The 22,709-nt window shown below is 61.9% G+C and carries 20 protein-coding genes and 1 tRNA gene; 10 read left to right on the plus strand and 11 right to left on the minus strand.

Features of this window, described 5'->3' with window-relative positions:
• Positions 1-503 precede the first annotated feature (503 nt).
• Positions 504-812: a hypothetical protein gene (locus HMPREF3113_RS18755; protein ID WP_175440332.1), complete on the plus strand. Its 309-nt coding sequence runs from the start codon at positions 504-506 to the stop codon at positions 810-812.
• A gap of 394 nt (positions 813-1,206) precedes the next feature.
• On the opposite strand, the gene HMPREF3113_RS05980 is transcribed toward HMPREF3113_RS18755, so the two are convergent.
• Together HMPREF3113_RS05980 and HMPREF3113_RS05985 are read right to left on the minus strand one after the other, a co-directional pair.
• Entirely contained in the window at positions 1,207-1,896 is a 690-nt protein-coding gene (locus tag HMPREF3113_RS05980) for a hypothetical protein (RefSeq protein WP_070471421.1), read from the minus strand.
• 48 nt (positions 1,897-1,944) lie between these two features.
• Positions 1,945-2,901 (minus strand): toxin-antitoxin system YwqK family antitoxin, encoded by a 957-nt coding sequence (locus HMPREF3113_RS05985; RefSeq protein ID WP_139146299.1) that lies wholly within the window; start codon positions 2,899-2,901, stop codon positions 1,945-1,947.
• Positions 2,902-3,059: 158 nt separating this feature from the next.
• Here HMPREF3113_RS05985 and HMPREF3113_RS05990 point away from each other — a divergent pair, with 158 nt between their 5' ends.
• The gene (locus HMPREF3113_RS05990; RefSeq protein ID WP_070471424.1) at positions 3,060-3,470 is read left to right on the plus strand and encodes a helix-turn-helix domain-containing protein; all 411 of its coding nucleotides are present in this window, start codon (positions 3,060-3,062) and stop codon (positions 3,468-3,470) included.
• Positions 3,471-3,743: 273 nt separating this feature from the next.
• On the opposite strand, the gene HMPREF3113_RS05995 is transcribed toward HMPREF3113_RS05990, so the two are convergent.
• Together HMPREF3113_RS05995 and HMPREF3113_RS19095 are read right to left on the minus strand one after the other, a co-directional pair.
• Positions 3,744-4,700: a DUF932 domain-containing protein gene (locus HMPREF3113_RS05995; protein WP_070471425.1), complete on the minus strand. Its 957-nt coding sequence runs from the start codon at positions 4,698-4,700 to the stop codon at positions 3,744-3,746.
• An 85-nt stretch (positions 4,701-4,785) separates the two neighbouring features.
• Complete coding sequence (locus HMPREF3113_RS19095; RefSeq protein WP_261798215.1) at positions 4,786-4,917, minus strand: hypothetical protein; 132 nt, start codon at positions 4,915-4,917, stop codon at positions 4,786-4,788.
• A 178-nt stretch (positions 4,918-5,095) separates the two neighbouring features.
• On the opposite strand from HMPREF3113_RS19095, the gene HMPREF3113_RS18570 reads away from it, so the two are divergent.
• From HMPREF3113_RS18570 to HMPREF3113_RS06020, 5 genes are all read left to right on the plus strand, one after another.
• Positions 5,096-5,575, plus strand: a complete 480-nt coding sequence (locus HMPREF3113_RS18570) for a hypothetical protein (RefSeq protein ID WP_139146300.1) — start codon at positions 5,096-5,098, stop codon at positions 5,573-5,575.
• A 179-nt stretch (positions 5,576-5,754) separates the two neighbouring features.
• Positions 5,755-7,812 (plus strand): type I restriction-modification system subunit M, encoded by a 2,058-nt coding sequence (locus tag HMPREF3113_RS06005; RefSeq protein ID WP_083298727.1) that lies wholly within the window; start codon positions 5,755-5,757, stop codon positions 7,810-7,812.
• Complete coding sequence (locus HMPREF3113_RS06010) at positions 7,809-9,083, plus strand: restriction endonuclease subunit S (protein WP_139146301.1); 1,275 nt, start codon at positions 7,809-7,811, stop codon at positions 9,081-9,083. Before HMPREF3113_RS06005 ends, HMPREF3113_RS06010 begins: the two co-directional genes overlap by 4 nt.
• 213 nt (positions 9,084-9,296) lie before the next feature.
• Complete coding sequence (locus HMPREF3113_RS06015) at positions 9,297-9,710, plus strand: hypothetical protein (protein WP_070471429.1); 414 nt, start codon at positions 9,297-9,299, stop codon at positions 9,708-9,710.
• An 8-nt stretch (positions 9,711-9,718) separates the two neighbouring features.
• Positions 9,719-12,979, plus strand: a complete 3,261-nt coding sequence (locus tag HMPREF3113_RS06020; RefSeq protein WP_070471432.1) for a type I restriction endonuclease subunit R — start codon at positions 9,719-9,721, stop codon at positions 12,977-12,979.
• A 93-nt stretch (positions 12,980-13,072) separates the two neighbouring features.
• Here HMPREF3113_RS06020 and HMPREF3113_RS06025 read toward each other — a convergent pair whose 3' ends face one another.
• Entirely contained in the window at positions 13,073-14,284 is a 1,212-nt protein-coding gene (locus HMPREF3113_RS06025; protein ID WP_070471435.1) for a tyrosine-type recombinase/integrase, read from the minus strand.
• A 177-nt stretch (positions 14,285-14,461) separates the two neighbouring features.
• Positions 14,462-14,544: transfer RNA gene (locus HMPREF3113_RS06030), tRNA-Ile, on the minus strand.
• A 109-nt stretch (positions 14,545-14,653) separates the two neighbouring features.
• Here HMPREF3113_RS06030 and HMPREF3113_RS06035 point away from each other — a divergent pair.
• From HMPREF3113_RS06035 to HMPREF3113_RS06045, 3 genes are all read left to right on the plus strand, one after another.
• A complete protein-coding gene (locus tag HMPREF3113_RS06035; RefSeq protein WP_139146302.1) occupies positions 14,654-15,976 on the plus strand; it encodes a site-specific integrase in 1,323 nt (440 codons plus the stop codon).
• 386 nt (positions 15,977-16,362) lie between these two features.
• Positions 16,363-16,845, plus strand: a complete 483-nt coding sequence (gene umuD, locus HMPREF3113_RS06040) for a LexA family protein (protein ID WP_070471438.1) — start codon at positions 16,363-16,365, stop codon at positions 16,843-16,845.
• Positions 16,829-18,079: a Y-family DNA polymerase gene (locus tag HMPREF3113_RS06045; protein ID WP_070471440.1), complete on the plus strand. Its 1,251-nt coding sequence runs from the start codon at positions 16,829-16,831 to the stop codon at positions 18,077-18,079. The genes umuD and HMPREF3113_RS06045 overlap by 17 nt, the downstream gene beginning before the upstream one ends.
• Before the next feature lie 78 nt (positions 18,080-18,157).
• Here the strand turns inward: HMPREF3113_RS06045 and HMPREF3113_RS06050 are convergent, their stop codons facing one another.
• The 5 genes from HMPREF3113_RS06050 to HMPREF3113_RS06065 all read right to left on the minus strand — a co-directional run bounded on the left by HMPREF3113_RS06050 (position 18,158) and on the right by HMPREF3113_RS06065 (position 22,643).
• Positions 18,158-18,835 carry a phosphoribosyltransferase gene (locus HMPREF3113_RS06050; RefSeq protein WP_070471442.1) on the minus strand — a complete coding sequence of 226 codons (678 nt, stop codon included), beginning with the start codon at positions 18,833-18,835 and terminating at the stop codon, positions 18,158-18,160.
• Positions 18,816-19,724, minus strand: a complete 909-nt coding sequence (locus tag HMPREF3113_RS06055) for a DNA-processing protein DprA (protein WP_070471473.1) — start codon at positions 19,722-19,724, stop codon at positions 18,816-18,818. Before HMPREF3113_RS06055 ends, HMPREF3113_RS06050 begins: the two co-directional genes overlap by 20 nt.
• Positions 19,725-19,937: 213 nt before the next feature.
• Positions 19,938-20,870: an SOS response-associated peptidase family protein gene (locus tag HMPREF3113_RS06060; RefSeq protein WP_070471444.1), complete on the minus strand. Its 933-nt coding sequence runs from the start codon at positions 20,868-20,870 to the stop codon at positions 19,938-19,940.
• Positions 20,871-21,648: 778 nt separating this feature from the next.
• Positions 21,649-21,813 carry a hypothetical protein gene (locus tag HMPREF3113_RS18760; RefSeq protein ID WP_157267183.1) on the minus strand — a complete coding sequence of 55 codons (165 nt, stop codon included), beginning with the start codon at positions 21,811-21,813 and terminating at the stop codon, positions 21,649-21,651.
• Between the two features lie 632 nt (positions 21,814-22,445).
• Positions 22,446-22,643: a hypothetical protein gene (locus HMPREF3113_RS06065; protein ID WP_070471446.1), complete on the minus strand. Its 198-nt coding sequence runs from the start codon at positions 22,641-22,643 to the stop codon at positions 22,446-22,448.
• Positions 22,644-22,709: the final 66 nt, after the last annotated feature.

The following is a 22,709-nucleotide window of genomic DNA, read 5'->3' on the forward strand; positions in this document are numbered from 1 at the left end:
GGTAGCGGCCCGCCCTTCAGCGGGCCGCTACCGCTCCTTCTAGGCGCCGGGATTTCACTGCCGTCATCGCTGCGTCACCGTGGCTGTTCCCTTCGTTACTCCGGGTGCATCCCTGTCGTTGCTTACCTAGCGCAGGGCTTTTTCCCTGTCTGTACCCCCGGCCCTATCTCTCCCGGACCCACCGTCCCACGACCGGGAGCACAAAAAAACGAGCAGGCCTGTTGGGGAGGGGAGCTGCAGCTCCCCTCCTAGTACGTTCGCCTGCCCCGGCTTGGCCTAGCCGATGCATCGCCACCTGCCCTCAACCTCCCGCCACCGCGCCGCCCTGCTACTAGCTTGCTACCCAGGCTAGCCGCCAGCGAACTACCCCCTTCTTCTCCTGCGGCTTCCGGGTAGAACTCCTCGACCACCGCCGGCGAGTCTTCCTCCGACTCCTCGAGCCTGTCGTTGGCGAACCCCTTCCGTGCGGCCTCATCCAGCGCCGCCTGATCGAACCCGCTGGTATGTCGCCACTGATGCAGTTCACGCACTTCTTCGATGGCCTGCTCTATCGGGATGCCGTCTTTGGCTCGCCTGTAGGTTACTTCGCCGTTGGCGAATACGGCACGCGCTGCGTCGCCCATGGCCTACTGCAGCGTCTGCCTGAGCGGGTCAGCCTGGCTTTCCTTCGCCTCCAGCTCGCGGCGCAACGTCACCAGCTCTGCGAACACCCCGGACAGCTTCCGGTCCCCGCTGAAGTCCAACGGGCCGCCACCGCCCGGATACAGCTGGCGCAAGGCGCGCTCCGCCGATTCGCTGCCATCGGCCGGTGACGGTGTAGGTTTCGACGTGCTCCCAGAACCGGGCCTCCAGCACGATCAGGCGGGCGATTACGTCCTCGTCACGTTCGATGCAAGGGACCTCAACTGCTGCCCGCACAGCAGCACCGCCACGTCCGCCGACTGCTTGCCGGTGACCGCCAACTGGTGCCGGACCTGCAGCTGCACGTACTCGGTTACGCACTGCTCCTCAGTGCCGCAATGCTGCAGGAACTGTGGCAAGGAAAGCCCCCGATCGAACTAGACCCGATTCATCGCCATAGCGGCGTTTGCCAGAGAACCGGCAGCAAGGCTGCACCTGCCCCGAATCAACAGCTGAGATTCGACGCTAATCAGGCAAAAAAAAGGGCCGCACACGGCGGCCCTAGCATCCAACGCAAGCGGCAGGTCAGGGCTGCACCTGGACCTGTAGCCATTTATTCCCATGAAGGACGTAAATGGCGTCCTCCTCTACCGACGGACAGCAGGCCGAATCGTCCATACCCAGCGAAAGCAATTTGAGATGCACCGCGCCATCCTTCAGCTTGAGGGCTTGGGCGCTGCCGGAAAGCGTGGCGGTATCCACCAGCTTCAACTGCCCGCTTGCACGCACGAACGCGGCTAGATAGCCGACCGAACCATTGCCGCCGGCAGCACCTTCCAGCGAATACAGAACCGCCACATCCACCGTTCCATCTCCGTCCAGATCACCGCCGACCGACTTGCGCGCATCGGTGTACTCGCTACCTCCGTCCTGCGCAGCGCGCGCCAATATGGCCACCTTGATGACTTCGGCATCCAACGCCACAGCCTGCCCAGCCTCCAGGTTCGTCGCAACGGCAGCCAATGCCGAAGCATTGGCCGCTGCAGCTACCGGCGTCGCCTCCACCCTGGCAACAATCGCAGACGCCTCGGGAGCGGCAGCCGGCTCGCTATCGGCGCACTCGACCTTCTCCGCCGCTTCCCGCGTCATGCCCGCAGGCACTTCGCACCCAGCCAGATTGATATCCCCGACTTGGGTGAGCACCTCCTTCTGCTTGCAGCCTGGCATCGCCAGACCAACCAGCAGAAGTACTCCCATGGCGTTCAACCGCCTCATGCATCCTCCTTTCAATGTCCCCTCCACGACAGCACGGAGTAGGCACCGTTACTGTTGCTGCTTGTCCGATCCGTCGCAAACAAAACAATCCGGATCGAGGCCCCGGGCGATCTTGTCGGCACGCCTTTGGACTTCCTCCGCCTGACTCTTGGCCTCTCGCTGCGAAGGCGAAAGCAGGCGGACCGCGCCATACCGTGCTTCGGCCTCAGATAGCAGCGCGTCCTGTTCCGGCGTCAGCCCAAAGTTGTCGCTCGAGGCAATGGAGCGGTGAAGGTCCCACATCTGCTGTTCACTCATGTACTCCTTGCCATCCGGTTCGTAGAAGTGGTGCGAAACAACCTTCCCACCCTCGTACGTGATGCGTTCGGAGAGCGTGCCGTCTTCCTTCCGGTGTCCCTCCCAGACGCCGATTGGCACGCTGTTGGCGTATTGCCCCTTTGACCTGACCTGTCCATTTAAGTGGTAGCCGATTAGCTCGCCATTGAAGCCGTTGTCGACGACATCCGCTTCCAAGGACAGTTGCTCCGGGTTCTCCGCGAAGTAGATCCTGACCCGACCATTCACCTTGCCGTTCACCATGGGCAGGACAACCACCTTGACACCGGCTGCGTTGTGGAGAGCGGTCTCTCCTTCCAGTCCTTCCTCGGTGAGCTGCCCCTCGTAGGCCACGACCTGGGAATCGCGGTATCGGCACACAAAATGGGCCGCGACCAGCCCGTCCTTGACGTCCACGTCGCACAGGTACTGCATGCCGCCCAATAGCGCCGGCATGCTTGCGGACTGAAACGTATTGAGACTGCTGAGTACCGTCCTGAGCGCTCCCAGATGGGGCTCCAACTTGCCGTGAGGGACATTGGTCACCAGGCCATCGAACGGCTCGTTGGAACCTGATTCGTAAATCGTTCCATTGCTCAGCTCGGCGTTACGCCAATCCAGGACCGGCTTGCTGCACGCGGACAAAAACAACGCCGCCCCGAGGGCAGCCCATCGACTGATTCCTTTCATAAATCCCCCTACGTTCACAGGTTTCGTTGATACCGATGCGCCCACACAAGCGAGGCACCAGCGCTTGATTTGTACACACCCCTATTTGCTAAATAGAGTCTGCCACAACGATAGAGGTTTCGTCATGATTCCGGCCATCCCTGCCTTCCTGTTGCCCGGTGCCCGATTCCTCGCCACGTGCCTTGTTTGCCGCCCGCCTGATCCAGGCGCGGCAACTGCGCGGCCTGAGCCAGCGTGCACTGGGGGACCGCATGGGCCTGGGTAAGGAAAAGGGCTCGTCGCGGATCAACCGCTACGAGCATCAGGTCACCGCGATAGGCTTTGACAATCTGGGCCTGCTTGCGCAGCTGTTGGACGTGCCCGTCGCCTACTTGCTGGCCGACGATGTAGCGATGGCCGACGCCATCCTGGCCCTATCCCAGGCCGACGACGCCCAACGAGATGCGCTGGCCACGCTGATCCCCGCGCTGGTTCAGAACCCGACCTTGCTGTCCAAGCTGGTGACGCTGCTGCAAATGCCCAAGCGGGAACAATCCAAAACGTTGAACGCGCTGGTCGAGAAAGACTGACGCCGCACACCTGGACAAAGGATTCTCATCCCACAGCGCCCGGCCGCGTGGGCCGGATGCTATACCGTCGCTCGCCTAACAGACACGGTGTTAGCCGCAGCCGGAAGAACGCACCACAGGTGGTGGGATCGCCCAGCCGTTCCCCGGTCTCGCTTATGCGTTGCTCCAGGATCCGCAACGCGCGGGCGATCGCCCGATCCTCCCGCACCCGGGCAGCGCCTTACGCTGGCGCTGCCCGGACCTCGGCCACCCCTCGCAAGCGTGAGCCAGACCTCACGCCACCAGCCTCATCACCTCGTCCCAGGCCCGCTGCTTGAGCTGGGCACCCGGCCCGAACCAGGCCGCATCCCGGCGGTGGTCGTCGCTGCGTGCGCGCCGATGGTGGTCGACGAACTCGGTCACGCTGTTGAGCAAGCCCCAGGCCGTACCGCGGCTGGAGGCCATCAGCGCGCCACGACCACCACCCTCGTACAGCGAGCGCACGTTGGCCATCGCATGCTCGTTGACCACCGTGGCCTTGCCGTCCGGCCCGGTATAGGTCAGCACCCGGCGCAACAGTCCCTCCACCGAGTCCGTATCCACCGGCCGTTCCACCAGCGCCTTCATCCGCGCCACGAAGCCATCCCACGACGCGACGGTGATGCCCAACTGGCGCTTGACCACCTCCGGGTCGAACTGGCTGCGATGCGGCACCTTGATCGCCCCGGTGGCATTGCCCAGTGCGATCGACAAGGTGTTGTTGCAGACCACCCGGACCGAGGTGAATTGCGCCGTGGTCGCCAGGGTTCCATCGCAGGCGGTTGCCAGCAGCAGATAGCCATCGACCTTGTCACGGCCCTTCAGCGTCGTACTCTGCCCGGTGCGGGCCAGCGCCCAGAACTTGCGTCCTTCGCGCAGAACACCGGCGGTTTCCAGCTCGAAGCCGCTGCTGGCGGTCAGGTCCCGGTAGAACTCCAGGATCTGGCCCGGCTGCACGACCTTGAAGCGCCTGGACACCACGGACAGCGGGGTACGGTTGTCCGAGCGGTACAGCACCTTCTGCTCCGGAAAGGCATGGATGACGCCGAGGTTGTGGTTGCCGGCGACATAGCGCACCTCCGCTTCCTCGATCTTCCAGTCCATGCCAGCCTGCCGCTTCCACACCTCGATAGGCTGTTGCGGCGCCAGCCGGTTGCCCAGGCCATGCCACGGCCTCTCGCCGGCATAGGCCATCGTTTCGACCAAATGCATCTTCGTTTCCTTGTTGTTGGCGGCACAAACGCACAAGGCCCGGACATGCCGGGCCTTGTGCGAAGTACCAACGGGTTTGGGGAGATCAGTCGAACGGATCGACCATGCCGCCGCATCTGCTGCAGCCCGCGCTTGTGGTGCATTTCACGACACCGGCCAGAACGGCCGTGGCCACAACCATCACGCAATAGATCAGCTCGACCTTGCTCTTCATCATCCTGCTTGCCTCCTGTAAAAACGCAACCAGCGCTGCGTCATGCGCGAAGGCGGATCTGACGCGCTTCAGAGGGGTGGTATGGGTTTGAGATTTCGTTGAATCCCATTAATTCGGTCCTATTGACACCGATTTTAAGTGCTGATAATTTGGTCCCAATAGAACCATTTCGAGGGCTAGCATGGAGCCTACTGTCACGACCGCTAAGGCGGCGGAAATTGTCGGCATCGGCTACGAAGGCCTGCGCTCCTATCTAAAGCGGGGTCTTCTAGGGCGAAGCGGCATCTCGCTGCCGCTGGTCGCATCCGACGCGCCGGCTCCGGATCTAAGCAACGCCCGATCTAAATGGAAGCGCTTTGGCTACACGGATTTGTGTCTGATGCGCCTAGCCAAGCAGTTGATCGATCTTGGACTTTCATTCGATCAAGCCAACGGAATTGCATCGAACGAGGACGTCCGCCGTATTTTCAATGCACGGAAAAGCGAGGGAGATGCAGTACTCCTCGCATGGCCACCCTATTTCGATTTCATCATCTTCAGGCAAGAAGACCTTCGCCATCTTCCAGATCGACTGGCCGATGCCGGCGACTCCGCAGTACTGGTGCAAATCGGCAGAACTTGCCAACAAATACGCGACGCATTCGATCAAGCTCTGGAATAGGAGGGGGCTGCAGTGCCTTTAACGCCTACCTGCTCATGCGCTTCCAATTATTCCATGGCGTCTTAGTCCAGGAGAGGATTCTGTGCTCTGATTGCGCTGGGGAGCCACGATCAACCCGCCATTCGGCTGTCAGTGCCCGCACTGATGGCATCCCGTGATCTCGTTACCAACAAAGCACCATGACCAAGAACGCAAAACCCGCCAATCGTGCCACTGCCGTTGAGGCCCCCAAGGTTTCCGACACCGTCCTGGCCAGTTTCATCTGGAAGAACGCCGAGGACCTTTGGGGCGACTTCAGGCACACCGACTTCGGCAAGATCATCCTGCCGTTCACTCTGCTTCGCCGTCTGGAATGCGTACTGGAACCCACGCGCGACAAAGTCCGTGAGGCGCACACCAAATTTAAGGACAAGGGGCTGGATACGGCGCTGATCCTGCGCCAGACCGCCGCCCTGCCCTTCTACAACACCTCGCAGTACTCGCTTGCCACCCTGGGCGCGACCAAGACCAAATCCAACCTGGAAGCGTACGTCGCCGGCTTCTCGGACAACGCCCGCGTCATCTTCGATCAGTTCAACTTCACCGACACGATCGCCCGTCTGGCTCGTGCGGACATCCTGTTCAAGATCTGCCAGAACTTCGCCAACACCGACCTGCACCCGGATGTCGTGCCCGACCGGGTCATGTCCAACATCTACGAGCACCTGATCCGCCGCTTCGGCTCGGAGGTCAACGAAGCGGCAGAGGACTTCATGACGCCGCGTGACGTGGTCCACCTGGCCACGACGCTGTTGCTCGATCCGGATGACGCCCTGTTCCGTGACAACCCCGGCCTGATCCGCACGCTCTACGACCCCACCTGTGGCACCGGCGGCTTTCTCACCGACGCCATGAAACACGTCGATGGCTTCGCAGCGCAAGGTAAGGCCCCGCCCGTGCTGATCCCCTTCGGTCAGGAGCTGGAACCAGAAACCCACGCGGTGGCCTTGGCCAACATGCTGCTGCGCCGCCTGGAAACCGAGCCCGCCCGAGACCTGTCGGCCAACATCGCTGGCCCCAAGTCCACGCTCTCCCAGGACGCCTTCGCCGGCCAGCGCTTCCACTACTGCCTGTCCAACCCGCCCTTCGGTAAGAAGTGGGAGAAGGACCAGGCCTTCGTCGAACGCGAGGCCAAGGAAATGGGGTTCGCTGGACGCTTCGGTGCGGGCACACCCCGAGTATCCGACGGCTCCATGCTCTTCATCCAGCATCTCGTCTCCAAGCTGGAACGCCCGGAGAACGGCGGAGGCCGTGCGGCCATCATCCTGTCCGGCTCGCCTCTGTTCACCGGCAACGCCGGCCAGGGCGAAACCGAGATCCGGCGCTGGCTGCTGGAAAACGACCTGATTGACGCGATCGTGGCCCTGCCCACCGACATCTTCTTCCGCACGGGCATCGGCACGTACATCTGGCTGCTGGACAACAACAAGCCCGAAGAGCGGAAGGGCAAGGTCCAACTGATCGACGCCACGGGCATGCACAGCCCCATGCGTAAGTCTGAAGGTAACAAGCGCCGCTATGTCAGCGGTGAGCAGGCCCAAGACATCGCGCGTCTCTATGCCGATTTCGCGCCCAGCGAGAAGGTGCGGATCGTGGACTACCGCGACTTCGGCTACCGCCGGATCAAGGTCCAGCGCCCCCTGCGACTGGTGGCCAAGATCACCGAGCATGGCCTGTCTGATATGGCAACCAGCAAGGCCTTCGCCAAGCTGGCCGAAGCCGACCAGGAGAAATGGCTGACTCTGCTGCGCAAGCACCTAGGCCAGACCCATCCTTACGAGTGGTTCACCACGCTGGCAACGGCCGCCAAGAAAGCGGGCCTCCCGAAGATCAGCAAGCCGCTGGCCAACGCCTTGGAAGGCGCCCTGGGAGTGCGCGATCCCGACGCACCCGAAGTCCTCGATGAGGAACGCAATCCGGTACCCGACAAGGAACTGGAAGATTTCGAGAGCGTTCCGCTCGACCAGAACATCGGCGACTACATGGACACCGAAGTCCTGCCCCATGTACCCGGTGCCTGGGTGGACGCCAGCTACACCGATGACCGCGACGGCCAAATCGGCAAGGTTGGCTATGAGATCAACTTCAACCGCTACTTCTACAAGTACGTCCCGCCGCGTGACCTGCATGAGATCGATGCCGAGCTGAAAGCCGTGGAAGCGGATATTGCTGCGCTGTTGAATGAGGTGGCGGGATGACTCCATCCGTGGCGAAAGTCGAGATGAAAGATTCCGGAGTTTCTTGGGTGGGACCCATTCCCAAGACGTGGGACATGAGGCGAACCAAGTTTCTTTTTTCCTTGGCCCAACGTCCACCCCATCCCGAAGACGGCATCGTAACGGCGTTCAGAGACGGCCAGGTCACGCTGCGATCAAATCGCAGGACAGACGGCTTCACGAACGCGCTGAAGGAAGCTGGCTACCAGCGTGTAGAAAAGGGCGATCTGGTCATTCACGCCATGGATGCCTTTGCCGGTGCAATCGGAGTGAGCGACTCGGACGGGAAGTGCACCCCTGTTTATTCATGTTGCGTACCAAGCCACGACGCATCGGCAGAATTTTATGCCAGATGTGTGCGAACCATGGCTACAACAGGTTATGTTGAGAGCTTGGCAAAAGGCATCCGTGAGCGCTCAACGGATTTCAGGTGGGCAACTTTTGCGGAACAGCTGCTGCCCCACCCGCCTAAAGCCGAGCAAGACGCCATCGTAGCCCACCTCGACCGCGCCACCTCTCGTATCGACGCCATGGTCGCCAAGAAGACCCGCTTCATCGAACTGCTGCGCGAGAAGCGCCAAGCCCTGATCACACATGCCGTGACCAAGGGGCTCGATCCGAATGTGCAGATGAAGGACAGCGGCGTGGAGTGGCTTGGGGAAGTGCCGGAAACCTGGGATACCGCTCCACTGAAGTCGTTCTTGCAGCTACGCCGAGACATCGTTGGCAGCGAAAGTAGCAACACCAAGTTGCTGTCGCTCACCCTGCAAGGCGTGATTGAGCGCGACCTGGAAAATCCCAGGGGCAAGATGCCCGCCTCATTCGATGGCTATCAGCGGATATCCGCTGGTGAAATGGTCTTCTGCCTCTTCGATATGGACGAGACCCCAAGGACGGTAGGCGTAGCACCTCAGGACGGAATGTTGACCGGCGCCTACACGGTGTTCCGGCCGCAGGGCGAATTGTGGGCGCGATATCTCTACTACTTCTTCCTGCATGTAGACGAATACAAGCGCCTCAGGCCCTTCTACAAGGGCCTGCGCAAGACCATTCGTCCTGGCCCATTCCTCTCAATCCAAGTGCCGCGCCCGACGGAACGTGAGGCGAAGGCAATCGTCGCCGACCTCGACAGCGCCACCACCCGTATCGACACCTTGATCGCCAAAACTGAGCGCTCCATCGAACTGCTGCGCGAACACCGCACCGCCCTGATTACCGCTGCCGTCACCGGCAAGGTCGACCTGAGCATCTAACCAATCCCTCAACCCGAACCTCCTAACGACAATGACCTCACCTAACCGCAGTGGATCATCTAGCGGCAACAACAAGCCCTCTTCCCCGGGTACCGGTGGTTCGGGCAACAAGGGAACTGGCCCTGGCACTAGTACGCCTACCGGTGGCGGGAATCGCAGCAGCAACACGAACAGCGGTGGCCCACGTAACCCGTCGGGCGGCCAGAAGTCCAAATGAAGCTGTCTGTGGCGAGGGAGAACTACTACTGCCACTCTGCTGCGGCAAGCGCCGCGGCGAGGCAACTGGCGTTCGCTGGCATTGCGGCCGTGTGGGTCTTCAACCAGCCTCAGGATCAGCCCGGGATAGCACTTCCACAGGTCCTGACCTGGGCGATGATCCTGCTCTGCTTTTCCTTGGCCTGTGATCTCCTTCAGTATGCGTCCTCGTCCGCAATCTGGGGCTACTTTCACCGTATCAAGGAGAAGGAGCTGGCTGCCAGGTCGATCACAGCTGACGCGAATGTCGCCGCCAGCCGATGGTTCAACTGGCCCGGTATCGTCTTCTACTGGTCGAAACTGGCGCTGATCATCTCTGCCTATGCCTGTATTGCCGCCTTCCTCTTCAGTCATCTGAGCGCCACCGCCTAAGGACAGCCATGCATCCCGTCTTCACCGACACCGCCCACCGCGAGAAGTACTTCGAGCAGTACGTCGTCAAGCAATTGGAAGCACGCGGCTGGAAAGTGGGCGCCACTTCCGGCTACGACCAGAACCATGCCCTGTACCCAGAAGATCTGGTCGAGTGGGTGAAAGCGACCCAGCCCAAGAAGTGGGAGAAGTTGGAGGCGGGCAATGGCGACAAGGCATCCGCCACCCTCATGGATCGCTTGAGCCAGGCCCTGGAACGCGAGGGCACGGTCAACGTGCTGCGTAAGGGGATCAAGGTGGCCGGCGCAGGCGAGATTGCGCTTAGCGAGGGCTTGCCGGAGGACGAGCGCGACCCTTCCGCTTGGGAGCGCTACAACGCCAACATCCTGCGCGTCGTGCCCCAGCTCAAGTATCGCACAGGCAGCACGTTGGCCATCGACCTGGTGTTCTTCATCAACGGATTGGCCGTGGCCACCGTGGAGATCAAGACTGACTTCACGCAGTCTGCGGAAGCCGCCGTCGAGCAGTTCAAGAACGACCGCCAGCCAAAGGACAAGGCAACAGGGCGTGTGGAGCCCTTGCTGACATTCCAGCGTGGCGCGGTTGTTCACTTCGCCATGTCTGACAGCGACATCCAGATGTGCACGAAGCTGGACGGCAAGAACAGCTACTTCCTGCCCTTCAACCAGGGCCGGGACGGCAGCAATGGCGTCTGGACAGGCAACCCCATCCGAGCGGATGGCGAGTACCCGGTGGCGTTCTTCTGGGAGCAGGTCTGCCAGCGCGACAATTGGCTGCGGATTTTCCACAGCTTCGTGTACACCGAAAGGAAAGATGTGGTCGACCTGGCCGGCAACCACTCCCGCAAGGAAACACAGATCTTCCCGCGCTTCCACCAGTGGGATGCCGTCACCAAGATGATCGCCGATGCCAAGACCAACGGCCCTGGTATGACCTACCTGTGCGAGCACTCGGCGGGCTCCGGCAAGACCAGCACCATCGCCTGGACGGCGCATGACCTGATCCGCCTGCGCACCGATGCAGGCGTGCCCTACTTCCACTCGGTAATCGTGGTCACCGATCGCACGGTGCTCGACAAGCAGCTCCAGGACGCCGTCCAGCAGATCGACCATCAGGATGAGCTGATCGCCGCCATCGGTGACCGGGACACGGGCGAGAGCAAGTCCAAAGAACTGGCCAGGGCCATGGAGCGAGGCACGCCCATCATCGTGGTCACGCTCCAGACCTTCCCCTATGCCATGGAGCAGGTGCTGACCAACGGCAAGCTGAAAGACCGCAGCTTCGCCGTCATCATCGACGAAGCCCATACCAGCCAGACCGGCTCGGCCGCCTCCAAGCTGCAGGCCACCCTGGCCCTGCGCGATGCCAAGGAGATGGAAGGCCTGACGGTCGAGGAGCTGCTGGAGAAGATCCAGTCCTCGCGCGTGCGCCCGAAGAACGTCTCCTACTTCGCCTTCACTGCCACGCCCAAGCACGCCACCCTGACCCTGTTCGGGCGCCTTACCGATCCGAGCAAGCCGCCCTGCAAGGAAAACAAGCCGCAGTCCTTCCACAAGTACCCCATGCGCCAGGCCATCGACGAGGGATTCATCCTCGATGTCATGAAGGGCTACCTGCCCTACAAGACGGCCTTCAACCTGGCCGAGCCCGTCAAGGACGGCAAGCGGGTCTCCCAGAAGGCGGCCAAGCGTGCCTTGGCCAAATGGCTCAACCTGCACGCGACCAACGTTACCCAGAAGGTCGAGTTCATCGTCGAGCACTTCGCTGCCAACGTCGCCCCGCTCCTGGGTGGTACGGCCAAGGCGATGATCGTGACCTCCTCGCGCGCCTCAGCCGTTCGCTACAAGCGCGCCTTCGACGTGTACATCGAGACTCACCCGCAGCACAAGGCTTTCCAGGCCCTGGTGGCGTTCTCCGGCACACTGACCGGCAAGGAAGTTGTCCATAGCTCCGACGAGCAGTTGAAGGACGATCCGTTCGCAGCAGCAGACGACGAGCAGTTCACCGAAAGCAACATGAACCCCAAGCAGTACGGTTCGGATCTGCGCAAGGTGTTCGACCGTCCTGAATTCCGGGTCATGATCGTGGCCAACAAGTTCCAGACCGGCTTCGACCAGCCCAAGCTGTGCGCGATGTACCTGGACAAGAAGATCGCCAACCCCGTGGAGATCGTTCAGACGCTGTCCCGCCTCAACCGTACTGCGCCAGGCAAGGACACCACTTTCGTGGTGGACTTCGTCAACGAGCCGCAAGTCATCCTGGGTGCGTTCGCCAAGTACGACAAGGGCGCTCGTATTGTCGATGTCCAGAACCCCAACGTGATCTACGACCTGCAGGCCGAACTGGACAAGGCCGGGATCTACAAGCAAGGCGAGGTAGCCGCCTACGCAGCCGTGCGCTTCAAGTCCGCTGCCGCCTTTGCTGCCGGCGAGCAGGCTCAGCACAAGGAGCTGTACGACGCTACCAGCGAGCCCACAGAACGCTTCAACGACCAGGTCCAGCAGCGGCGCGCCGCCATCCAGGCGGCTGAGGCCGCCTACGAGGCGGCCAAGTCACAAGGTAACGAAGCCGGCATGAAGCAAGCGGACGCCACCCGGACGGCCCACGCTGAAGCTTTGCAGCGGTTGCTGGACTTCAAGTCCGGTCTGACCCGGTTCGGATCGCTGTACACCTACATCGCCCAGACCATCGATCTTGGCGACCCAGGACTTGAAGCGTTTGCCAGCTTCGCCCGCCTGTTGTTCAAGCGTCTCAACGGCGTGCCTCCCGAGCAAGTGGACGTGTCGGCTCTGGTACTGACGGGCTTCGACATCAAGCCCGAGGACATGCCCGGTGGCGAGGAACCGCCCAAGGAAGAGGCCGTCATCCTGAAACCCGTTGGCCCCGGTGGCGGTGGCCAGGCTGGGCTCCCGGTCTATCTGCGACAGGTGATCGCGCGCCTGAACTCGATCTTCGGTGAGGCCACCCCGCTGACCGACAAGGTGGCTCTGGTGAACCACTTGGCCGACATCGTGCGCGAGGACGCCAACACGGTGGCCCAGATCAAGAACAATCCCCGAGACGTGGCGATGAACGGCAACATCAAGGGCACTGTCCAGTCGGCACTGGTCCGAGCTCTGGGATCACACACCGACCTGGTGACCCAGGTGCTGAAGAACGACAAGCAAGCACTAAACCCGCTCGTTGGCTTGCTCTACGAGATGGTCAAGGCGGGTCAGAATATCGACCGTTCGGAGTTCGGGGCCTGACCTGAACCAGCAACTGTGATCAGTGATGGGAAAGCGAATCACTTTGGCATCGTGCGTGGAATAGCCTGCCCACCGAAGGCTGGGTGATAGCTGTCACCCAGCAAGGCGATGTAGCGGAACAACCCTGGAATTGAGCCGCAGTCCGTCCAGGTAGTCGGCCCACGCCTGCATCATCTTCTTCCGCTCAGCAAGGTGCGCCGTGCGGTTGTAGGCACGCCCAAGCGGGTCCCTGACCGCATGCGCCAATTGATGTTCGATGTAATCCGGTCGGAACCCCAAGACCTCGTCCAGGACTGTTCTCGCCATGGCCCTAAAGCCGTGGCCGGTAATGGTGTCGCCATCGAAGCCAAGATTCCGCAACGCCGCATTGATCGTGTTCTCACTCATCGGTCGCTTCGAACTTCTAACCCCAGGAAAGACAAATTCGCTCCGACGGGTGAGAGGCTTCAGGTCCTCAAAGACCTCTTTCGCCTGGGACGATAAGGGCACGATGTGGGGGGTTCCGGTCTTGCTGGCAACAAAACGCCACTCTGCATTTTTAAGATCGACATCCTCCCATCGAGCCGTTCGCAACTCACCAGGTCGCACGAAGAGCATCGGCCCCAGCTTCAATGCCGCCAAGGTCACCGGCGACCCTCGATAGGAATACATTGCCCGCAACAGATCGCTGATCTGGGCAGGATCGGTCACGCTAGCGAAGTGCTTGGTCTGGGGTTGCTCCAGTGCTCCGATCAAGCTTTCAGCAGGGTTCGATGTCGCGCGTCCAGTGGCAATCGCATAGCGAAATACACGACTGGCAAGCGAGCGCGTCCGGTGCGCGGTCTCGGCAACGCCGCGCTTCTCTAACTTGCGCAACGCTGCCAGCAGGACCGGCGCCGTCACGTCCGTGACCGGGATATCGCCGATGCTCGCCAGGTCCTTTTCGATCAGGCGACGCTCACGCTTTACCGACCCGGGAGTCAGCCCCTCCTTGGTTCGCTTCTCCAGGAGTTCGATGGCGATCGCGCTGAAGGTGGATTCGGCGCGCTCGGTCTGCACAGCTCGCTCGATGCGGGCCACCTGGGCGGGGTTGGCTCCCCTCTTAACCAACGCCCGCAACCGATCCCGCTCGGCCCGCGCCTCGCCGAGCGACATGATCGGATAGTTGGCCAGCGTGATCATGCTGGCCTTGCCCGAGTGGCGATAGCGATAGCGCCATACCTTCGCCCCGGACGGCCGCACTTCAATGCACAGGCCATTCGTATCGGCCACACGGTAGGCGTCTTCGCGTGGTTTCAGGGAGCGCAGCTTCGTGTCGGTCAGCATATGAGTCAGACGGTTGTGAGTCAGCGGGCATGAGCCATGCCCTCTGACTCACATCCTGACTCACTTCCGCCCCGGATTCAAGCTGATCAACCTGGACTATGGCGCACAAAGAACCCCGCATCTAGCGGGGTTTTCGGGGAATCACCGGACCAATCCGGACTGCCTTGGACTACTCGGTGGTGGGCCCACCAGGATTCGAACCTGGAACCAAAGGATTATGAGGCCTCTAAAGGGCTTCCACGACCTTCCATGAATGGCCCCGCTTTAAGCTAAGTGGTTGATTTTCTCAGGCTATGCGACCACCTGCGCCCATCATCGTCCACCTCTTTCCACGGACAAACGGTCACCGAGCGGTCACCAATGGGCGCAATGAAGGGAATGCTTACAGCGAAGGGGCTCGCCGCTCTGCCGGCGGGCGAATGGGCCTCCGATCCGGCGCCGCGCGGAGCGGGCTGCCTGGACGTACGCAAGCTGGCAGGTGGCCAGCTGCGGTTCTACTACCGATACACCAAGGCCAACGGCCAGCGGGACCGCCTGCTGATCGGCACCGGTCTGGCACTGACCGCGGCACGCGAGTCAGCGGCGGCGTTGTCCCGCCGTTATCAAGCCGGCGAACGCAATCTGCGCGACGCGATCGAGGCCGAGGCAGCTGCAACAGAACGCGCGAAGGCCGACGCCTTGGCCGAGTCGACGCGCCGCTCCGGAGCAACCCTGGGCGCGCTGATGATGGCCTACGCCCAGAGCTTGGAGGATGCCGGCAAGGTCTCCGCCGCAGCAACCCGCGCAGCCATCAGGCGCCACATCGAAGAACCGTGGCCGGCTCTGTGGGCGCGTCCCGCGTCTGAGCTCGAGTTGGATGATCTGCTCCCCATCCTGTCCCGCATGGTGCGCGGCAAGAAGATGCGCGAGGGCGGCAAGATCCGTTCGTACCTACGAGCGGCCTATGCGGCCGCGATCGCGGCAAAGCAGGATGCCGCCGCCCCTGACGCACTGCGCGCGCTCAACGTGTCCAGGAATCCTGCGCGCGACCTTGCGACCCTGGACAGCGGGCAGCCGCGCGACCGGGTGCTTTCGGTGGCGGAGCTTCGCGCGTACTGGCGCAGGATCGAGTCCATACACGGACGGCAGGGCGCGCTCCTGCGCTTTCACCTGCTGACCGGTGGCCAGCGCATCGCACAGCTGATCCGGTTGCAGTGGTCAGATCACGCTCACGACGCCGATACCGGTACCGGCTCCGTACGCCTGCTCGACATCAAAGGTCGGCGCCGGCTCCCCCGAGTGCACCTGGTGCCCTTGCTCCCAAGGATGGCAATCGATCTCGCAACCTTGCGCGGCGATGGTGACGGGCCACACCTCTTCTCGCTCACAGCGGGGAAGACGCCCGCCACCTATGACGAGTTGCGAGGAATCATGGACCCGGTCGTGGCAAGCATGGTGACCGCAGGTGAGCTGGCATCGCCGTGCACGCCGGGCGACCTGCGCCGCACGGTAGAGACGCGGCTCGCCGCGCTGGGAATGTCCGAAGAAGTCCGCGGCCACCTCCAATCCCACGGCCTGAGCGGCGTCCAGAAGAGGCATTACAACTTCTTCGAGTACGCCGCAGAGAAGCGCGCTGCTGTGGAGGCGTTGTTCGAACTGCTCACCGGTGCAGGTGCAACGGTGGTGCCGATGCGAAACGGACTGGGCCGTTAGAACGGCAGGTCATCCGGCAGATCCAGTCCCGCCAGCCGGTGCGCAGCACGCTGATGCCCACTGGCCGTCGCCCGGAGACGTTGCGCGCTCTGCCGGCGGCGAGCACGGGCACGCCAGCTGCCTGTCGTGTCTCGTTCGAGGTCTGTCGCCTGCTGCAACTGAGCCGCAGCCTTAGCCTCCAGTAGGGCTCGATCCTTCATCCAGTTCGCCATGGCAACAGGATGAAGAACCGCCGTCGCGCAACCCGCGACTGGCCTCGCGGGGGTGGACCCACAGCGCAATGCGTTCAGGAACAGGGCCGCTACGATTCACGATGGACAGTTAGTAATTGTACTAACATGCGGGCCGTCTCGAATTGTGAGACATGCCGGTCGCAGAGTACGCCCATGCAGTCCCTCCCCTACCCCCATACCCTGGCCCTGCCCGTCGGCCCGGCCCTGATAGATGGCCCGGCCCAGTTCGTGCCTCTGGCAGCAGCGCGCGTCCGATTGGGCTTCCCGTCGCCGGCCGACGACTTCATGGACGAGGCCATCGACCTCCACCGCCTGCTGGTGCGCAACCCGGCCGCCACCTTTCTCTACCGAGCCGACGGCTGGTCCATGAGCGGCGCCGGCGTCAGCGACGGGGATATCCTGGTGGTGGACCGGTCGGTGACGCCGCAGGCCGGTGATCTGGTCATTGCCATCTGGGACGGGAACCAGCCCGCATGCAAGGTGCTGCAGCTCTTCGAGGAACACATGGAGCTGCATTCTGCCAACCCCGATTTTCCTCCGATCGTGCTCGAGCAACCCACTGAGGTTGAGGTGTTCGCCGTCGTGGGGGTCGTCCGCCAGATCAAGCGTCGGAGCAGCCATGTTCGGCCTCGTTGACGGCAACAACTTCTACGCCAGCTGCGAGCGCGTGTTCCAGCCCGCGCTGCGTGGCGTGCCGCTGGTGGTGCTGAGCAACAACGATGGCTGCGCGATCGCGCGCTCGGCAGAGGCCAAGGCCCTGGGCATCAAGATGGGCCAGCCGGCCCACGAGCTGAAACACCTGATGCGTCGCCACGGTTTGCAGATGCGCTCAGCCAACTTCGGCCTGTACGGCGACATGAGCGCTCGAGTCGTGACCATCTTGCGAGAAGCCGCGCCGCGGATGGAGGTCTACAGCATCGATGAGAGCTTCATCGATCTGGACGGCGTTCGGGACCGCGAGCGGTTCGCCCGGGATCTGCGGCAGCGTGTGCACCGATGGACCGGCATTCCCAACTGCATCGGCATCGGGCCCACGAAGACGCTGGCCAAGCTGGCCAATAAGGTGGCAAAGAGCGCCGACGGCGTGATCGACCTCGGGGAGGCGGCCTACCGGGACTCGGTGCTACGGACCTTCCCCGTGGGGGACCTGTGGGGCGTTGGCCGCCGGCTTGCGCCGCGGCTGGAAGCCATGGGCATCAGCACCGCGGCTGCTCTGCGCGACGCGCCGGCGGACGACATCTTGGCTGCCTTCGGGGTGACGCTGGCGCGCACCCAGCGCGAGCTGCAGGGGCACCCCTGCATGGAGCTGGAAGAAGTGGAGCCGGACCGCCAGCAGATCATGGTCAGCCGATCGTTCGCTGACCGTGTCGAGGACCACGAAGCCGTTGCCCAGGCGTTGGCCACCTTCGCTGTGCGCGCCTGCGAGAAGCTGCGAGCTCGGGGCCTGGTCACCGCCGGCGTGTGGGTGTTCGCCCATTCGGATGTGTTTCGGCCGGAGCTGCGGCAGCACAGCGCCAGTAGGACCATGGGCCTGCCCGCTTCGACCGCAGACACCACGGTGGTGCTGGGTTTTGTCCGCAAGCTGCTGCGCGGCCTGCTCCGCGAAGGAATCGGCTACAAGAAGGCCGGGGTGGCGCTGCTCGACCTGGCCCGACCTGACGAGCTGCAGGCGGATCTGTTCGGGCCGACGGTGGTCGGCAACGAGAGGCTGATGGCCACCATGGACCGGATCAACCAGAAGTTTGGGCGCGGCACCACCGGCCTTGGCGCATCGGGTTGGCAGGCGCGGCCAGCGTGGGGCATGCGGCAGCATCTGCTCTCGCCAAACTACACGACCTCCGTCGGCGAGATCCCCCCGGCTCGGTGCTGATCGACAACTTTCCGATGCAATACGTGTTGGAACCCGCGAGTGTTTCGCAGTGTCCGCACTCCACCCTTGCGCAGTCAATCAGACGGCTGAAGTTCCGCCTGACGATAGAAGCTGCTGGATCTGCTCCGCCGTCAAAACGGGGAACGAAGGAGCAGGCCACACCGTCTTTGCCAGGAAAATACCCACGACTTCGCTGACATTGGGCAGCCCGATCAACAATTGCTTAGCGGCGGCAAATGAAGCACCCATGGTGATCACATCATCAACCACCACCACGGATCGGGCCAATGGTGGCTGCAAAAGACTGTTGTCTACGGCCAATGTCTCGCGCAGTTCATCCGGCGTCAGCCGGTGACCATGATGTTGTGCGTCACGCTCCGCAGTCTGGACAAGCAACGGCCTGATATCGACGTTAGGGGCACCCAAGGCCATACGCTTCAAGACCCTGAGCATACGATCATCGTAGTCAGCGTGACCCGCCGGCTTAGATCCCGGCATTGGCACGAATGTGCGTAGCCCAACGGTTTGATCTAGGTTGATTACGCTAGCCAGCGTGCGGCCCCAATAGTCGATGGCCTGATTCTTGTAGTAAAGCTGACCCTCGCTGACCGTCGGCTTCTTCTTCAGGTTCAGGATCTTCTGATTGGTGTCGCTCGCCTGATAGCCACCCTCGCTGGTGTATTCACCGTAGTGCCAGCACTTGTCCCCTGTGGCGAGGTGCGTGTAGTACCTGGTCTCAAGAATCTGCAGGCGCATAACTACCCAGAGCTTCCATGATCTCGGTGACGTTGCGAACGCGAATGGCGCCTTGCGCCTGATACTTCTTCGGCCAACTCAAGTCGTCTCGGCGGAAGCAGTTGTCCAAGATGAACAGCTTTCTTCCCTGCGCCAATGCAGCTCTCGCTTGGACCAACGTCCCGGAAGTGTTGCCAGCTTCCACGATGATGGTCGCCTCTGTCAGGGCAGACATTGTTACGTTCCTGGCAGGGAAGAAGAGGCTGTTTGCCTTGTAGTGCTGCTGCTTGTACCGCAAGAAAGGCACCTGCGAAACAACCAGGTGATCCTTAGCCAGGCTCTCCTGCAGAGCGGCGTTTTCGCGGGGGTAATAGTCAAACAGCGGCGTCCCAATCACAGCGATCGTTCGGCCACCAGCTTCCAACGCGCCCGCGTGCGCGGACGAGTCAATTCCACGCGCCAAACCGGACACCACCGTGAATCCGTGCTTCACCAGCGCCTGCGCGATTCGGCGCGCATTGGCGGCGCCTTCGGGTGACGGGTTTCGCGTACCTACTACTGCAACGCCGCGCGTATCAACAAGCTCCCAATCCCCTCTGTAATACAGGAGCTCGATGGGATGGTCTGCCTCTCGCAACTTCGCGGGATACTCCCCCGCGCCATGGATGCGGACTCCGACCTCCTTGAGACGGTCGGCGCCCACCTCTTCAAGCAGGCGCTTCCACGTGTCCCGCACCTCGAGCTTCGACACGAGCTCAGACGGGACACGGCCAGGATTCTCGGCAAAGAGTTGAGCAATATTCTTGAACCAAGCGCCTTGCCCCAGCCACAGCGACTCATAAGCTGCCATCTCTCGACGGAGCTCAATCGGTGGTGCCGAAAACATGGAATAGTCGGAGACTTGATTCATCTCGGGCTGCTGTGAGCACTCTACAAACATAGATTCCTCACCCAAACGTCCGTTGTGCAGGGGGAACAGGGGCCTACCCGGCCGACCTACTATGATACCCGGTTCAGTCGCCCCCGACCTGAAGGCAGCCGGCAACTGCCGGCAAGTAATGGATGGTATGCCACGGATCAATGAGCCATGGCAAGAGCCAATCGATCAAGGGCTGGCGGCCGGTCACGCGGCGATCCGATGCTCGTAGAACGGGTGCCGCTTGTCGTCGAAGATCGCGTAGAGCGCGGCAAGGTTGGCCGGGTCCGGATTTAGCCAGGCGTCCGCGTGCTCAGGCTTGATGTTGATGATCGTCCGGTCATGGCCAGCCTCGGCAACCTCGGGCTCGGGGTCATCGGTGATGGCCGCGAAGGACAGCAGATCGGGCTCCTTACCGGCCGGGTCCACCCAGTGCGACCACAGGCAGGCGACCAGCATCGGTTCACCCGTGCTGGGCGTGAACTGCACTACCTGATTGCCGCCGTCCGGCCCCTCCACGTTCTCGTAGAAGGTGTCCACCACCATGAGCGCGTGCGTGTACCCGAAGGCCGGCCGCCAGAAGCCCTCCAGGCTGTCGCGCCTGGCGTTGTAGGTGCCGGGGTAGCGCTGGTCGTAGCTCGCTGGCTTGCCGGCCAGCCGGCACTGGTAGCGCATGGGCTTCACCACTCGCTTGCCGCCTTCCGACACGATCACGGTGCCGTACACGCCGGGAAAAATCCGCGAGTCTCTTGCCACGTGGTCGGTGCGCCGAAGGTCGGCCAGCTTGCCCTGGGCCCGGGCGATCTTGTTGGTAGCCACCCGCACGTCGTTCTCGGCCTTCTTCGTGACCTTGGTCTGTAGCGCGCGCTCGGCGTTGACCAAGCGGGTCTTCTGGGTGAACAGCTCCTGCTCGAAGGCAGTGGCATCCCGGGAGTACCAGCCCTGGATCGCCGCCCACACCGAACGCTCGGCAGGGGTCTTGCCCACGGCAAACGCATCATCCATGGCCTTCGGCGTCTTTGGCCGCTTCTTGCCGGGATCGTGGGCATACAGCGCCGCGAACTCGTCCATAGACACGACTGCGCCGAACTCGCGCACGAGCTTGTGGTAATCGGCCTTGATCTGAGCGGAATAGCACATGGCCGGATTACACCACGGCCCGCTCAAGGATCCGTGAGCGACGAAATCTGCCGAACCTTAACAAGCGGACGGCTATGATTCACGTTCGAGGCATCCCGGCCCCGTCGCCAACCACAGAGGCCCATGCCCAACACCGGACAGTTCTATCTCGTTGACGTCGCTGGCCAGGCAGACGAGGCTGGGCGGCTCCTTGAAGTAACGAGCGTTCAGTGCCGATGCCTGCCGTGCGGCTGGTCGTTTGATGCCTTGCCTGGCCAGGGCCTGATTGCCATTGCGGGAGGAGCCGTTCTCGCCTGCCCGCATTGTGAGAATCGTCAGGCCGTCAGCCTGGCTAGATTTTCTGAGTTCATTGACCGCGTTGGCAGCGGGTCTCGTCCGGCACCCACGGACGCCGACCACCTGAGCCACTAGGGCGCTGATACCGTGGCAATGCTGCTGGCCAGCGAGCTGTGGTCTCCATCCTCCCGGAATTGCCACCCCGGCTACTTGGGCCAAAAGTGTCCAGAGCAGCGTGTGACGCCGAGCAACGAGACGAGCTGTTCACAGAGCGGGCTACGCGGGAGCTTTCGACGTCGCCCTATTGGTGGCGACGATCTGCTTGGCCAGAGCTTCTGCGGCGGTCAATGCATCTAGGCATGACGACGCCCGCCAATTGACTTGCTCAGCCACAACGTCCCCGACCTTGAGTGAAAGCAGCGTCCAATCAGCTTGGCTGCTGCGCCAGAGCTCTGCGGAATAGCTATATCCATCAACGGCGAGCTCTACCGTGAAGCATGCATCATTTGATCGAGTTGCCATCGGTCTCCTTCGCGATGTCGCGATCCGAAAGGCGTGTCGTCGTCCTTTTCCTGTGTCGCCTCCAAGCGCGCTCGGCCAAGCCGGCAAGACCCAAAAAGCAAGCAAACAGCAATGCAAGTTCCAGCAAATTGATCAGCAAGTTCATGGGGGCGCCTCGTGGCGGCAACTACGCTTCAAAAAACGAAATGGCTGTGCCCCCTGCACACGAGTGAAAATGTAAGTCCCGGGTCAATTGGAAAACCGAGACCTACATCACCATTTCTCACCTGCAATACGACTGGACGTCAAAGTTTCGACTCAGGGATCGTCGTTGGTCTCATAACAGGATGAACTTCCAAGGCTTTCGCCGGGTGCCGCGATTCGGAGGTGTGAAACACGCCATCCTCCATGCGACCTAAAACGACCGCTGTCTCCGGTGACTGCGTACCTCACAGCAAGAAATGCGGCTTTCCCCTTACCGACGTGCCAAGTCCGAATCTTGTCGTAGGCATATTTGTAACGCGCAACATGCATCCGCATCTCGTCCATTCTTTCGTTAAGCACCGGTCGAGAATAGGCGAGCTTCGACGCATATTGATGTATCGGAGCTAACTTCCGTCAACAATTTGACGCGGCATCCGATCCTCCTGCCGGTCTTGGCAACAGGTGGCGAAAGCCGTGCGATAGCGATGCTGCTGGCCAGCTAGCCTCCTTCCATGGAGGCATAAGGCGTCAGGCGGGTTGTGAACATGCCGCGCAACAACCAACCGGCCCTGTTGGACCAGGTTGCCTGACGCGTCAGGCGACCTCGTCTTCGGGCTCGACCTCCGCGGTGAAGCTGTAGATCCGACCGACCTCCATGCCGGCCGCAGCCGCTGGCGACACCGATAGCGTCATCTGCGGCACACCCGCATCGAGCGGAACGAAGCTCAGCGTAACGACGCCGCGCTGGTCTGCCGTCTTCATTTCCATCTGCAGCTTTGCACGAAATTTCATAGTTCTCTCCTGGTAGTGCGGCGGCTAGGAACGCTGGCCGCCGCGTCAGCGATTGGTACGAGGCAG

It is taken from the genome of Stenotrophomonas sp. HMSC10F06 (assembly GCF_001807865.1).
Classification (GTDB): domain Bacteria; phylum Pseudomonadota; class Gammaproteobacteria; order Xanthomonadales; family Xanthomonadaceae; genus Stenotrophomonas; species Stenotrophomonas bentonitica_A.

What these genes read in the sequence shown, in the direction of transcription:
- HMPREF3113_RS18755 (WP_175440332.1), top strand. Translation starts at nt 504, where the DNA reads ATGTCGCCACTGATGCAGTTCACGCACTTCTTCGATGGCCTGCTCTAT.
- HMPREF3113_RS05980 (WP_070471421.1), bottom strand. Translation starts at nt 1,896, where the DNA reads ATGAGGCGGTTGAACGCCATGGGAGTACTTCTGCTGGTTGGTCTGGCG.
- HMPREF3113_RS05985 (WP_139146299.1), bottom strand. Translation starts at nt 2,901, where the DNA reads ATGAAAGGAATCAGTCGATGGGCTGCCCTCGGGGCGGCGTTGTTTTTG.
- HMPREF3113_RS05995 (WP_070471425.1), bottom strand. Translation starts at nt 4,700, where the DNA reads ATGCATTTGGTCGAAACGATGGCCTATGCCGGCGAGAGGCCGTGGCAT.
- HMPREF3113_RS19095 (WP_261798215.1), bottom strand. Translation starts at nt 4,917, where the DNA reads ATGATGAAGAGCAAGGTCGAGCTGATCTATTGCGTGATGGTTGTGGCC.
- HMPREF3113_RS18570 (WP_139146300.1), top strand. Translation starts at nt 5,096, where the DNA reads ATGGAGCCTACTGTCACGACCGCTAAGGCGGCGGAAATTGTCGGCATC.
- HMPREF3113_RS06005 (WP_083298727.1), top strand. Translation starts at nt 5,755, where the DNA reads ATGACCAAGAACGCAAAACCCGCCAATCGTGCCACTGCCGTTGAGGCC.
- HMPREF3113_RS06010 (WP_139146301.1), top strand. Translation starts at nt 7,809, where the DNA reads ATGACTCCATCCGTGGCGAAAGTCGAGATGAAAGATTCCGGAGTTTCT.
- HMPREF3113_RS06015 (WP_070471429.1), top strand. Translation starts at nt 9,297, where the DNA reads ATGAAGCTGTCTGTGGCGAGGGAGAACTACTACTGCCACTCTGCTGCG.
- HMPREF3113_RS06020 (WP_070471432.1), top strand. Translation starts at nt 9,719, where the DNA reads ATGCATCCCGTCTTCACCGACACCGCCCACCGCGAGAAGTACTTCGAG.
- HMPREF3113_RS06025 (WP_070471435.1), bottom strand. Translation starts at nt 14,284, where the DNA reads ATGCTGACCGACACGAAGCTGCGCTCCCTGAAACCACGCGAAGACGCC.
- HMPREF3113_RS06035 (WP_139146302.1), top strand. Translation starts at nt 14,654, where the DNA reads ATGAAGGGAATGCTTACAGCGAAGGGGCTCGCCGCTCTGCCGGCGGGC.
- umuD (WP_070471438.1), top strand. Translation starts at nt 16,363, where the DNA reads ATGCAGTCCCTCCCCTACCCCCATACCCTGGCCCTGCCCGTCGGCCCG.
- HMPREF3113_RS06045 (WP_070471440.1), top strand. Translation starts at nt 16,829, where the DNA reads ATGTTCGGCCTCGTTGACGGCAACAACTTCTACGCCAGCTGCGAGCGC.
- HMPREF3113_RS06050 (WP_070471442.1), bottom strand. Translation starts at nt 18,835, where the DNA reads ATGCGCCTGCAGATTCTTGAGACCAGGTACTACACGCACCTCGCCACA.
- HMPREF3113_RS06055 (WP_070471473.1), bottom strand. Translation starts at nt 19,724, where the DNA reads ATGAATCAAGTCTCCGACTATTCCATGTTTTCGGCACCACCGATTGAG.
- HMPREF3113_RS06060 (WP_070471444.1), bottom strand. Translation starts at nt 20,870, where the DNA reads ATGTGCTATTCCGCTCAGATCAAGGCCGATTACCACAAGCTCGTGCGC.
- HMPREF3113_RS18760 (WP_157267183.1), bottom strand. Translation starts at nt 21,813, where the DNA reads ATGAACTTGCTGATCAATTTGCTGGAACTTGCATTGCTGTTTGCTTGC.
- HMPREF3113_RS06065 (WP_070471446.1), bottom strand. Translation starts at nt 22,643, where the DNA reads ATGAAATTTCGTGCAAAGCTGCAGATGGAAATGAAGACGGCAGACCAG.